The organism is Stenotrophomonas sp. 3diitr2024, from assembly GCF_042136455.1.
In the GTDB taxonomy this organism is placed as follows: Bacteria; Pseudomonadota; Gammaproteobacteria; order Xanthomonadales; family Xanthomonadaceae; genus Stenotrophomonas; species Stenotrophomonas sepilia.
This window is the reverse complement of sequence record NZ_JBHHMJ010000653.1, coordinates 1-12471: the sequence shown is the minus strand read 5'-3', so window position 1 is coordinate 12471 and position 12471 is coordinate 1. Positions and strand designations below refer to the sequence as shown.

Here is a 12471-nt window from a genome sequence, read left to right as displayed (position 1 = left end):
CGGCGGCCGGCCGCCGTGACGTGCTGGTCAAGGATGCACACGGTGACTACCAGTTCCTGCTGATGCCGCTGGACAAGGTAAGTGGCATCGAGAACCGCGGTCTTTACCAGCGTGGGGCGCCCAACTATTTCGCGGCCGCCTGGGAGGCGCGCGCGCACACCGAACAGGCCCTGGGCCAGCCATTACCGCGCAACGTAGCCAGCCTGGCGCTGAATTCACCGCACGGACGGTCGCAGCACCAGTTGCATATCCATGTCGATTGCCTGCGCACGGACGTGCTGCAGGCCCTGGATGCACACGCCGGCGCCCTGGGGCCACGCTGGTCACCGTTGCCGGTGCTTCTGCGCGGGCATCAGTACCAGGCCTATCTGTTGCCCGGTGCGGAAATGACCGCCAATCCGCTCAACCTGCTGGCCTATGGCCTGAGCGGCGTAGGCGATGTGGGCCAGTGGAGCCTGGTGGTGGCCGGACGCGATGACGTGCAGGGTGGCCCCGGCTTCATCCTGCTGGCCACCCGCGTGGATGCCGCCAGTGGCAACGATGCCAGCGGCGAAGAACTGCAGGATCACGCCTGCACGGTGCTGACCGGCGCGGGTGCGGCACTGGAGCGGGTGCGCTAGCCGATCCGCTGCAGGTGGCTGTGCCACGCTGGCGCGGTAAGCGCCAGCAACTGGCGGTCATGCCATCCCTCGGCGTCCAGGTGGAAGTCGCGCAGGATGCCTTCACGCATGAAGCCCAGGGCCTGCAGTGCCTGGGCGAAAGGGGTGGTGCAACCCGGTGGCAGCAGTACGAAGATGCGATGCAGGCCGACATTGTCGAACAGGAACGGGCACAGCGCGCGCAGTGCGGCCTGTGGATGGGCGTTGCGGTGCTGCAGGGACTGCAGTTCTGCGCAGCGCGAATGCAGTGACTGCAGGCGGACATGCAGTTGGTCGTGCAGGATGCCCTGCGCGTCGTCGAACACGCCCAGTACCAGTAGATCGTTGTCTTCCTGTAGGCGTGAACGATGGACGCTGGCAAGGAAGCGGGCCTCTTCATCAATGCCGTAGGAAGGCCGTTGGCCGCGCTGGCGACGGTCGTCGAAGGTGCGCCAGCGCGGCAGATCGGTGCGCTGGAAGGAACGCAGGGTGATGGGCGTTGCCTGGAGGTGCAGCAGGTGGCGGCGCAGGACGGGGCGCAGCGGGGCGAGGTGAGTGTAGGTGGCGCGGTTGGTCATCCATGCACGATGCGTATCGGAAGCGCGCCAGACCATGCAATTCATTGCAAAAGTGTGGCGGTGCCGTGGGTCCGTCTGATTCGGTTCAGGCATAAGCCCATCAGGGCTGGTCATTTCCGTTGAAACCACCCATTCAGGACACTTTCGTTACGGGATCGTTATGTGCCCCACAGGCCGCTCCCGCTACCACCCGCCCAACTCCCCCCAGGAAGCCCATGTCCGCCTCCCCCAAGGCGCTGCGCCCGCGTCCGCTGGTGCTCGCACTGTCGTCCCTGATGCTGGTTTCGCTGCCGGCCTTCGCGCAGGAAAGCGCGCCCACCACATTGCAGGAAGTGAAGGTCACCGGCTCGCGCATTCCGCGCGCCAGTGTCGAGGGGCCCTCGCCGGTGACGGTGATCAGCCGCGAGCAGATCGACGCGCAGGGCTACCGCAATGCCTTCGATGCGCTGAGCGCGCTGACCGAGAACACCGGCAACGTGCAGGGCGAGGACTTCGGCAATACCTTCACCCCGGCCGCCAACACCATCAACCTGCGCGGGCTGGGCCCGAACCGCACGCTGGTGCTGGTCAACGGCCGCCGCCAGGCCGACTATCCGCTGGCCTACGAGGGCTCGGTAAACGTGGTCAACCTGGCCAACATCCCCAGTGCGCTGATCGAGCGCATCGAGGTGCTGGCGGCCGGTGCGTCGGCGGTGTACGGCTCCGATGCCATCGCCGGTGTGGTCAACATCATCCTCAAGGACCGCTTTGAAGGCGTGGACGTGAACGTGCGCGCCGGCGGCACCCAGCAGGGCGGGGGTGACAACCAGCGCGCGCAGGTGGTCGGTGGCAGTTCCGGCGAGCGTTGGGATGCGCTGTTCGGCTTCGAGTTCGACGTGCGCAAGGCGATCCACGCGCGCCAACGCGACTTCATGGATTCACTGGACGATGATCCGGCCGGCAAGGCGCCGCAGGCGACCGCGATCGCCTATCGCCGCAATGCTGCCACCGGCCGCAACATCGATCCGGGCGTGAGCGGCTGCGACGCAGCGTCGGGCATTTATGGCGGCAGCGTGTTCCGTGCCAACAACCCGCGCCAAGGCTGGTACTGCGGCAGCAACGAGGCCGCCGCCAGCTACTGGACCGTGCAGACCCAGAAGCGCAACCTCAATGGCTATGGCCTGTTGACCTTCCACGTCAACGACACCACCGACCTGTTCGCCGATGTCGCCGTGGGCAGCGCGCGCATCTACAACAACACGCGCGCGCCGACCTGGACGTCCTCGCGCAACTACTTCTACAACCAGAACAGCGGAAACCTGGAGAGCTGGTACCGCCGCTTCGCGCCGGAAGAAATCGGTGGCCTGCCGCGCAATGCCAATCGGTTCCTGGAGAACTCGTGGTCGTTCAACGTGGGCGCACGCGGCCAGATCGGCGACAGCGGCTGGGACTACGAGGCGGTCTACAGCCGGTCGCGCTACGAGAACCGAACCCGTCGCCCGGTGCTGCTGGCCGGCATCAACGAGTACCTGCTGGGCCCGAAGCTGGGCGTGCGCAATGGCGTGGAGGTCTATGCGCCGGACCCGGTGCGCCTGTTCAAGCCTTTGACTCCGAACGAGTATGCGGGCCTGTCCGACTATCAGGAAAGTCGCAACGCGGCGTGGCTGCAGGCCTTCAGTGCCAGTGTCAATGGCCGCCTGTTCGCACTGCCGGGCGGCGATGCTGCGCTGGCCGCAGTGGTCGAGGCCGGCAGCCAGGGCTACCGCAACCGCCCGGACCCGCGGCTGGGCACCGGCGAGTTCTGGAACACCAGCGCCGGTATCGGTGCCGGCGGTGATCGCGATCGCTATGCGGCCGGCGTTGAACTGCAGTTGCCGTTGCTGCAATCGCTGACCACCACGCTGGCCGGCCGCTACGACCAGTACCGTGCAGGCGGCGAGCACATCGGCAAGGCGACCTGGAGCTTCGGCGTCGAGTTCCGCCCGATCGAGAGCCTGTTGATCCGCGGCTCTGCCGCGACCAGCTTCCGTGCGCCGGACATGAACTACGTGTTCGCCACCGAGACCCGCGGCTACAACCCGGGCATGACCGATTACTGGCGCTGCCGTACTGCAGGCCAGTCGTACGACAACTGCGACTACAACGGCCTGTCGATCGACTACAGCAACCGCGCCAACGCACAGTTGCAGCCGGAAACCGCAAAGTCGTACGGCTTCGGCGTGGTCTGGTCGCCGCTGTCCGGGCTGGATTTCAGCGCCGACTACTACGACATCCGCATCGACAACGAGGTGACCAGCCTCGATACCAGCCGTATCCTGCGTGACGAGGCCGATTGCCGCCTGGGCCGCACGCTGGGCGGCGAAGCGCGCGATATCGGTTCACCGCTGTGCCAGGACGCACTGTCGCGGGTGATCCGCAATCCGTCCAACGCCACGGTGCAGCCGGACCAGGTGACCCGCGTGCTGATCAATCCGATCAACGCGGCCTCCGAATCGGTGCGAGGCCTGGACCTGAAGGGCAACTGGCGTTTCGATGCCGGCCGCTATGGCCGCTTCACCACGCGCCTGGCCTACACCGTGGTGCTGGAGCACAAATACCGGCAGTTCTGCGATGATCCGGAGCGTGACATCCGCAATTCGCTGGATGATTACCAGTGGCGCAGCAAGGCTAACGGCAGCATCACCTGGAACCAGGGTGACTGGACCACCACGCTGTACGGCAATCGTTTCGGTTCACTGCCGAAGACCGATGGCAGTGGTCGCATCGCGCCGTACATGACCTACAACGCCAGCGTGTTCCGCCAGTTCGGCGAGAACCTGTCGGTGGGCGTGATCGTCAACAACCTGCGTGACAGCCGCCCGCCGGCAGACAGGAACGGGGGCGGCTGGCCGTTCTACCCGGTCGGCAACTACGACCCGTATGGCCGCCAATACTGGCTGCAGCTGGACTACCGGTTCCGCTGACCGGGCGGGCAGACAGAAGGCCCGGCAATGCCGGGCCTTCTGCTGTCTAGACACCGCGGTGATGGCGCGCGCGGTCGCCTAGGGCAGCGCCTGTTGCAGGTACGACTCGATGACGTAGCTGAAAGGCTGCTGCTGGCGGTCGCGCAACAAGGCACGCACCTCGAGGATCACGCCGTGATCGCCTTCGCCCCGCGGCGGCCAGAACGTCTGGTCAGCCAGGGTCTGGCGCTGGAAACCGAGCGGGCCGACCACGCGACCGAACGGTTCGTCGGTGCTGTCCAGCACCTGGTTCATGGCCGGGCTGAGGTGGCCAGGCAGGTACCAGTTGTCGGCCTCGGACAGCACGCGGCTGCCGCAGACCAGCTGTACGCGGCGATAGCGCAGTTCGGTACCCGGCGTCGCGCCCAGCGCCTGCAGAACGTCGGCGGGGGCAGGCTTGTCCTGGCCGTGCACGCGCACCGCGCGCACCCGGGCTTGTTCGGCCAGCCCATGTTCGGCGCACCAGTGTTCCAGCGTGGCGGTGGCGCTCTGCCCGGACAGCACGCGCTGGTGCAGGCGCTCGACCAGTGCAGCCGGTGCGATGCGCTGCTGGCCCGGCGGCGACTGCAGCGGTGCAGCGGCCGCAGCATCAGTGGCGGACAGGCTGGCGATCGGGGCGGCGGCAAGCAGGGATGCGGCCTGCCAGCGGCGGAGACGATCGTGGCGGTCGGACGGGCCCATGCGGCATCACAACGGAAACAGGCGCCCATGTTACCTGTTCAGGGGTGTGCACGGCGTGGCTGCGACCGGTTGTCGCAGGCGCAATCATCGTCCTGGTGAATGCGTGCCATCCAGATATTTCGTTGGTCGATGGGTGCAGCGGGGCGCACGATGGCGGCAGTCTTGGCATTCCGGGAGTTCCCGATGACCCTCCAGTTCGTCCATGGCGGTGTCGACCGCAACGGTGCGCCGCTGCATTTCCATATCCGTGATGGCCGCATCAGCGGCCTCAATGGCGAGGCCTCGCCGGCCGACGGGGCGGAATGCGTCGACCTGCAGGGCTTCGCGGTCCTGCCCGGGCTGGTCGACGGCCACATCCATCTGGACAAGAGTTTTGTCGGAGACCGCTGGCACCCGCATCAGCCGGTGAACAGCCTGCGTGAGCGGCTGGCGGTGGAGAAGGCGGCGGTGGCGGGTGCGGCACCGATGGTGGACCGTGCCGAGGCGCTGATCCGCCAATGCAGTGCTTTCGGTACGGTGGCGATGCGCTGCCATGTCGATATCGACGGCAGCACCGGTCTCGGCCATCTCGAAGCGGTGCGCGAGGCGGCACTGCGCTGCGCCGACATCATGCGGATCCAGCTGGTGGCGTTTCCGCAGGCCGGGGTGATTTCCTGTCCCGGCACCGCCGCCGTACTGGAGCAGGCCCTTGCAGCGGGCGTGGAGGTGCTGGGAGGCATCGACCCGACCACGCTGGATGGCGATGCTGAAGGCCAGCTGGCACTGCTGTTCGGCCTGGCCGAGCGCTATGGCGTGTGCCTGGACATCCACCTGCACGAGCCCGGCGAAACCGGACTGGCCCAGTTGCTGCGCATTGCCGCGCGGACCCGGGCCGCTGGCCTGCAGGGGCGGGTGGCGGTCAGTCATGCCTACTCGCTGGGCGACGTGCCGCTGGCGCGCGCGTTGCAGGTGGGCGAGGCGCTGGCCACGGCGGGTGTGGCGATCATGAGCAACGCGCCGGGGGATCATCCGTTCCCGCCGCTGCGTGCGCTGCATGATGCCGGCGTGCGCGTGTTCGCTGGCAATGACAACATCCGTGACTGCTGGTGGCCGTACGGCAACGGCGATCTGCTGCAGCGGGCGATGCTGCTGGGCTACCGCTCGGGCTTCTACACCGATGCCGACCTGATGCTGGCGCTGGACATGGTCACCACCCATGCTGCACAGGTGATCGGGCTGCCGCAGCACGGCATTGCCGAAGGCCTGCCGGCCACCTTCGTGGCGGTGCGCGCCGATCACGGTCCGGCGGCCGTGGCCGCAGTGCCGGTGGAGCGACGCGTGGTGGTGGACGGCCGCTGGCTGTAGATCCAGGCCGCGCCAACCTCTGTAGCACCGAGCCATGCCCGGCGGCTTTCAGGCGTAATCGTCGGCGCGGGTAGCGACGAATTCTTCCAGCCACGCCAGCAGATGGGCGATGTCGATGACCTCGCCCTGCTCCACGCGCTTGAGCAGCAGGGTGCTGGCGCCGATCTGCAGGCTGCTGTCGGCATAGCGCAGCACCGCATCGATGCCCCAGGCATCGGTGACCTGCATCCAGGCCAGGCCCGGCACGCGCTGGGCCAGAATGTCACCGAACGCCACGCCCAGCGCTTCCCAGCCGCCGCAGTCGTCACGATCGATCAGTTCGGCATCGACCACGCGCTGCAATGTGCTGGCGGCCAGCGGCCATTGCACCGGCAACGTCGGGAAGCTGGCGGCCACGCGTGAGGCGATCCGTGCACGCTGGTGCTGCAGGTGCGTCTGCAGGGCTGCAGGCAGGGGATCGAATCGGGTCGGGGGTTGGTCGGACATGGCGAGGCGCCGTGGAGCACGGAAGCAGGGGGCACTGTACGAGGCGATGATGCCCGCCGTGCGGCAAGATTGATCAGATATCGATGATCAATGCGCGAAAGGCATCCACGCATGGCGTGGATCTACCGTGGTCAATCCGGTTCGCGCTGCACCTGCCGCCACAGCTCGCTGGCCAGTGCGCGCACGGCATCATCGGCGTCCGCGCGATGCAGCAGGCCGATCTCGTAGTTGTCGATCACCGGCAGCCCGCGCTCGCCATCGATGATGCGGTGCTCGCGCGTGACCGCGCGGCGCGGCAGCAGGCTGACGCCGATGCCATCAGCCACCGCGCCCTGGATGCCACTCAGCGACGAACTGGTGAAGGCAATGCGCCAGCGCAGGCCCAGCGCTTCCACGGCGTGGATCATCTCGTCGCGGTACAGCCCTCGCGGCGGGAAGGTGACCAGCGGCAGCGGGTCCTGCTGCAGGCAGCTGCTGCGCAGGCTGTCGATCCAGTGCATCGGCTCGTGCCGGCAATGCACCGCCTGGCGGCTGTTGCGGCGTTGCTTGACCAGCACCAGGTCCAGCTCGCCGTGGTCGAAGCCCTGGGCCAGGTCACGGCTCAGGCCGCTGCTGATCTCCAGCTTCACCTGCGGGTGGCGGCGGCTGAAGGCGGCCAGCATGCGGGTGGTCTGCGGGTTGACGAAGTCTTCGGGTACGCCGATGCGGACCGCAGTTTCCACCGTCGCGCCGGCCAGCGCCTGTGCCATTTCCTCGTTCAGGTCGAGCATGCGCCGCGCATAGCCGAGCAGGGTGTGGCCGGCGTCGGTGGGGTGTACATCGCGGTGGCCGCGCTCGAGCAGGCGATGCCCGGCCAGTTCCTCCAGCCGCCGTACCTTCTGGCTGACCGTGGACTGCGTCGAATGCAGGCGCGTGGCCGCCGTGGTGAAGCTGCCGCAGTCGGCCACCATCACCAGCGCCCGCAGCAGGTCCAGTTCGAACAGGGTTCTATTCGATTTGGCACTGTCTTGCATTTGAACATTTCACTTCTGGATACCCAGGCCGACTTCTACCATGCGGGGCAGGGGCCGGCAATGCGCGGCCCCTGCGACCATCGCCCTGCGGCGATGGAGAAAAGGAGACACCGTGATGCGCTTCCATTGCCCTGCTGGCTGGCCTGCACCGTTCACGCGCGTGCTGTTGTTGTGTCTGCTGGCCATGGTCACCCCTGCCTGCACTGCCACCTCCAGAGCCGACGCAGACGCGCGCCTGCGTGATGCCGCCAGCCGCGGCGACGCCGATGCGGTGCGACAGGCGATCGAGGATGGCGCCACGCTGGAGGCGCACGATGGCCAGGGCCGCACGGCGCTGCTGCTGGCCACGCAGGGCAACAACGTGGATGCCGCGCGCGAACTGATCGAGGCCGGGGCGGACGTCAATGCCAAGGATGCGCTGCAGGACAGTGCCTACCTGTATGCCGGCGCGCGCGGCCTGGATGAGATCCTGGCGATGACCCTGGCGCACGGCGCCGATCTGCGCAGCACCAACCGCTATGGGGGCACTGCGTTGATTCCGGCCGCCGAGCGCGGCCACGTCAGCACCGTGCGCATGCTGCTGCGTGCAGGTGTGGCGGTGGACCACGTCAACCGCCTGCACTGGACCGCGCTGCTGGAAGCGATCCTGCTTGGCGACGGTGGTGAACGCCATGTGCAGATCGTGCAGCTGCTGCTGGAGGCCGGTGCCGACCCGGAGCTGGCCGATGGCGATGGCGTAACGCCACTGGCGCACGCGCGCCAGCGTGGCTATGCCGGCATTGAAACCCTGCTGCGCCAGCACGGCGCGGCGCGCTGAACCGCTACTCCTTCCACCCGCACGCTGGCCGTGCCTACCAGGATGCTGTCCATCATGTTCCGTTCCCGCCCGTTGTCCCTTGCCATCCTTCTTGCGGTGGCGCCGCTGTCGGTATCTGCTGCCGAGCGCGCCGACCTGCTGATCCGCAATGCCATCGTGGTCGACGTCGAGCACGCCAGCACGCGGGCCGGGCAGAGCGTGGTGATCCGCGGCGAGGACATCGTCGCGGTGGGCCCGGACGCGCAGCTGCGCAGCCAGTGGAGCGCGGCCCGCCAGATCGATGCCAAGGGCAAATACCTGATCCCGGGCCTGTGGGACATGCATGTGCACTTCGGTGGTGGCCCGGCGCTGATCGAAGAGAACAAGGCACTGTTGCCGCTGTACATCGCGCACGGCATCACCACCGTGCGTGACTGCTCGGGCGACCTGCCCGAGCAGGTGCTGCAGTGGCGTGGCGAGATCGCCAGGGGCACGCTGTTCGGCCCGCGCCTGCTCAGTTCCGGCGCGAAGATCGAAGGCATCAAGCCGGTCTGGAAGGGCACGATCGAAGTGGGCAGCGAGGCCGACGTCGACAAGGCGATCACCCGACTGCAGCACGACAGGGTCGACTTCGTGAAGATCACCGACAGCACGCTGAAGCCGGATCTGTTCCTGTATTCGGCCAGCGCAGCGCGCAAGGCCGGCTTCAAGGCCTCGGGCCACATTCCGATGGCGCTGACGGTGGAGCAGGCGGTCGATGCCGGCCTGGCCTCGATCGAGCACCTGGACTACGCATTCAAGGCCGGCAGCAAGGACGAAGCGAAGATCGCCGCCGACTTCGGCGCCGGCCGCATCGACCGCGCGGAAGCCAATCGCCGCCTCGACGCCAGCTTCGACCGTGACACCGCGATGCACGCCTACCGTGATTTCGCCAAGCGCGGCGTATTCGTGACCCCGACCCTCAACGGTGGCCGTATCCTCGATTTCCTGGACCAGGATGACCACGCCAACGATCCGTACCTGGCCTACATCGGCCCGGGCCTGCGCGCGACCTACCAGTGGCGCGTGGACCGCGCCGCGAAGGCGACGCCGGCACAGATCGAGGCGCGCCACGCGCAGTACCACCAGGTGGCGGCCGTGCTGCGGTTGCTGCAGGAGGCGGGCGTGACGATCATTGCCGGCACCGATGCGGGCTTCCTCAACTCGTTCAACTTCCCGGGCATCGCCCTGCACCAGGAACTGCGGCTGTTCGTGAAGGAGGGCCTGAGCGCGCCGCAGGCGCTGTCGGCCGCAACCCGTTCCGGCCCGGCCTGGTTTGGCCAGATGGACCGTTACGGTGATGTCGCGCGGGGCAAGGCCGCCGACCTGGTGCTGCTGACCGCCAACCCGCTGCAGGACATCGCCGCCACCGAGAAGATCGACAGCGTGATCCTGCGCGGCAACGTGTATGACCGCGCCGCGCTGGACAAGATGCTGGCCGACACCAAGGCCAAGGTCGCGGCGTGGAATGCCGAGGCTGAGAAGGCGCAATGATCGACAGGGTCGGATCCCTTCTCAACGGGAAGGGCTCTGACCCTGTGGTCTTGAACGAAATCCACGCCATGCGTGGATGATGGGGCCGGTGACCTAACGCGGTGCCGGCCGCATGCCGTGCAGCTGCGGCAGTGCGGCCTTCATCGCATCGATGAAGGCGCGCAGCCGTGGCGGCTGCTGGCGCGCGGCAGGAAACACGACGTGTACCGGCAGTGCCGGTGCCTGCCAGTCCGGCAGCAGCTGCACCAGCCGCCCTTGTGCGAGGTCGTCGGCCACCAGCCAGGCCGAGACCACCGCTGCGCCCAGCCCGGCGCGTGCAGCCTGCTGTACCACGAACAGGTTGTCGCTGAGCAGGCGCGGGCTGATTGACAGCGTATGCGCCCGGCCCTGCGCATCATGCAGCAGCAGGCGTTCGCGGTAGTAGGTGACCAGCGAGATCCACGGCAGTGACTGTGCCTGTTCCGGCGTACTGACCGCCGTGGCGTCCACCAGCGAGGGCGCTGCCACGACGATGCGCGGCACTTCGGCGAGCGGCAGTGCAACCATGCGCGGTTCGTCGACAGGGCCCACCCGCACCGCGCAGTCGATGCCTTCTGCGATGAAATCCGGGCGACGATCTTCAAGGATCCACTCCAGGCTCAGCTGCGGGTGCTGGGCGAGGAATGCGAGCATGGTCGGCAGCAGCTGCGCCTGGCCAAAGGCGTGCGGCACCATCACCCGCAGGCGTCCGCGCAGCGTTTCCGGTTCGCCGTTCAGCTCGGCCTGCAGCGACTCCCATTCGTCGACCACGCGCTGCGCATGACGCTGGCAGCGCAGGCCGTCCTCGGTCAGTTGCAGGCCATGGGTGGAGCGCTGCAGCAGGCGCAGGCCGAGCTGCCGCTCCAGTGCCTGCAGGCGTCGGCTGACCGTCGGCTGGGTGGTGCCCAGCTGCAGGGCCGCAGCAGACAGGCTGCCGGCATCGACGATGCGCAGGAAGGTGCGCAGCAGATCCAGGCGATCAGCGCCGGTGGCGAGGTCATTCATGCGTGTGGCGTATGAAATATATGTGCCAGAGCCTACTACAGACGTTTGGCGAATACAGGCAGGATACGCCCACTTCCTCTACGGGGCTCCCCCATGTCTACCCCCTCGCTGTCTGTTGCGGCCGCACCGGCGACCGTGCCTTCCGCCCCATTGGTGCTGGCAATGGCGGCCGGTGCCGGCTTCTCGGTCGCGTCGCTGTATTACAGCCAGCCCATGCTGGGCCTGATCGCCCAGGACCTTGGCGCCGGTGAGCGCGCCGCCGGCCTGGTGCCAACCTTGACCCAGCTCGGCTACGCACTGGGTATCCTGCTGCTGGCACCGCTGGGTGATCGCTTCGACCGCCGCCGTCTGATCCTGTTGAAGTCCGCGCTGCTGGCGCTGGCACTGGGCGCCGCCGCGATGGCCGGGCACCTGCCGGGCCTGCTGATGGCCAGCCTGCTGGTCGGGCTGATGGCAACGCTGGCGCAGGACATCGTTCCCGCCGCTGCGGTGCTGGCACCGGATGCGCAGCGCGGCCAGATCGTCGGCCGGGTGATGACCGGCCTGCTGCTCGGCATCCTGTTGTCGCGGGTGGTCAGTGGCGTGGTGGCTGAAGCGTGGGGCTGGCGCACGCAGTTCGTGCTGGCGGCGGTATCCGTGGCGGCGATGGGCGCGGTGATGGCGCGTGCACTGCCGCGTTTCGCGCCGACCAGCACGCTGCGCTATCCGGCGTTGCTGGGTTCGTTGCTGGCGTTGTGGCGCGAGCAGCCGCAGCTGCGCCGTGCGGTGGCCAGCCAGTCGCTGCTGGCCGTGGGATTCAGCGCGTTCTGGTCGACCCTGGCGCTGATGCTGCATGCACGTCTGGGCCTCGGCAGTGCGGCGGCGGGTGCGTTCGGTATCGCCGGTGCGGCCGGTGCATTGGCCGCGCCGTTTGCCGGCCGTTTCGCTGATCGACTGGGGTGCCATGCGGTGGCACGGCTGGCGATTGCGGTGGCGCTGCTGGGCTTCGGCCTGCTGCTGGCCGAAGCCTGGTTGCCGGCCGCCGCGCTGTTGCCGTTGCTGGTGGTGAGTGCGCTGCTGTTCGACTTCGGCTTCCAGTCGGCGCTGGTGGCGCACCAGACCCTGGTCTACGGGCTGGTGCCGCCGGCACGCAGCCGGCTCAATGCGCTGTTGTTCACCGGCATGTTCATCGGCATGGCCGCCGGTGGTGCGCTGGGCAGCCTGGCGCTGGCGCAGTGGGGGTGGCACGGCGTGGCCTGGCTGGCGGTGGTGTGTGCGGGGGGCAGCCTGGCACTGCGTTTGAAGTAGGGGGTTGTTCGGCAGGGCTTGCAGCCCTGCACCCGCAGGAGCCGGAGCCAGAGCCAGAGCAACGTCAAAAGCTGGCATTCCGTGGGATGGCAGGGTTGGTCCGGTTGCGGG

At 67.7% G+C, this 12471-nt stretch carries 11 protein-coding genes; 6 read left to right on the top strand and 5 right to left on the bottom strand.

The features are described 5' to 3' along the window. A partial coding sequence (locus tag ABGA94_RS16855) for a CDP-diacylglycerol diphosphatase (RefSeq protein WP_375367828.1) occupies positions 1 to 620 on the top strand: 620 nt, incomplete at its 5' end. On the opposite strand, the gene ABGA94_RS16850 is transcribed toward ABGA94_RS16855, so the two are convergent. Continuing rightward, positions 617 to 1252 (bottom strand): GNAT family N-acetyltransferase, encoded by a 636-nt coding sequence (locus tag ABGA94_RS16850; RefSeq protein WP_005417030.1) that lies wholly within the window; start codon positions 1250 to 1252, stop codon positions 617 to 619. The two genes, ABGA94_RS16855 and ABGA94_RS16850, sit on opposite strands and share 4 nt — an antisense overlap. A 179-nt stretch (positions 1253 to 1431) precedes the next feature. Between ABGA94_RS16850 and ABGA94_RS16845 the strand changes: the two genes are divergently transcribed. Next, complete coding sequence (locus ABGA94_RS16845) at positions 1432 to 4158, top strand: TonB-dependent receptor plug domain-containing protein (protein WP_375367827.1); 2727 nt, start codon at positions 1432 to 1434, stop codon at positions 4156 to 4158. 78 nt (positions 4159 to 4236) lie between these two features. Here ABGA94_RS16845 and ABGA94_RS16840 read toward each other — a convergent pair whose 3' ends face one another. Then, positions 4237 to 4878, bottom strand: coding sequence for a hypothetical protein (locus tag ABGA94_RS16840; protein WP_005417028.1), 642 nt, complete (start codon positions 4876 to 4878; stop codon positions 4237 to 4239). Between the two features lie 183 nt (positions 4879 to 5061). On the opposite strand from ABGA94_RS16840, the gene ABGA94_RS16835 reads away from it, so the two are divergent. Continuing rightward, entirely contained in the window at positions 5062 to 6222 is a 1161-nt protein-coding gene (locus tag ABGA94_RS16835; protein WP_375367826.1) for an amidohydrolase family protein, read from the top strand. A 48-nt stretch (positions 6223 to 6270) separates the two neighbouring features. On the opposite strand, the gene ABGA94_RS16830 is transcribed toward ABGA94_RS16835, so the two are convergent. After that, positions 6271 to 6708 carry a DUF3806 domain-containing protein gene (locus ABGA94_RS16830; RefSeq protein ID WP_005417026.1) on the bottom strand — a complete coding sequence of 146 codons (438 nt, stop codon included), beginning with the start codon at positions 6706 to 6708 and terminating at the stop codon, positions 6271 to 6273. 131 nt (positions 6709 to 6839) lie between these two features. Beyond that, entirely contained in the window at positions 6840 to 7721 is an 882-nt protein-coding gene (locus tag ABGA94_RS16825; protein ID WP_005417024.1) for a LysR substrate-binding domain-containing protein, read from the bottom strand. A 115-nt stretch (positions 7722 to 7836) separates the two neighbouring features. Here ABGA94_RS16825 and ABGA94_RS16820 point away from each other — a divergent pair, with 115 nt between their 5' ends. Both ABGA94_RS16820 and ABGA94_RS16815 read left to right on the top strand, forming a co-directional pair. Next, the gene (locus ABGA94_RS16820) at positions 7837 to 8538 is read left to right on the top strand and encodes an ankyrin repeat domain-containing protein (RefSeq protein ID WP_065185738.1); all 702 of its coding nucleotides are present in this window, start codon (positions 7837 to 7839) and stop codon (positions 8536 to 8538) included. Between the two features lie 54 nt (positions 8539 to 8592). Further along, the gene (locus ABGA94_RS16815; RefSeq protein WP_375367825.1) at positions 8593 to 10050 is read left to right on the top strand and encodes an amidohydrolase family protein; all 1458 of its coding nucleotides are present in this window, start codon (positions 8593 to 8595) and stop codon (positions 10048 to 10050) included. 93 nt (positions 10051 to 10143) lie between these two features. Here the strand turns inward: ABGA94_RS16815 and ABGA94_RS16810 are convergent, their stop codons facing one another. Beyond that, positions 10144 to 11073, bottom strand: coding sequence for a LysR family transcriptional regulator (locus tag ABGA94_RS16810; RefSeq protein WP_005417015.1), 930 nt, complete (start codon positions 11071 to 11073; stop codon positions 10144 to 10146). A gap of 93 nt (positions 11074 to 11166) precedes the next feature. On the opposite strand from ABGA94_RS16810, the gene ABGA94_RS16805 reads away from it, so the two are divergent. Next, positions 11167 to 12360 (top strand): MFS transporter, encoded by a 1194-nt coding sequence (locus tag ABGA94_RS16805; RefSeq protein ID WP_095377133.1) that lies wholly within the window; start codon positions 11167 to 11169, stop codon positions 12358 to 12360. The last annotated feature ends 111 nt before the right edge of the window (positions 12361 to 12471 follow it).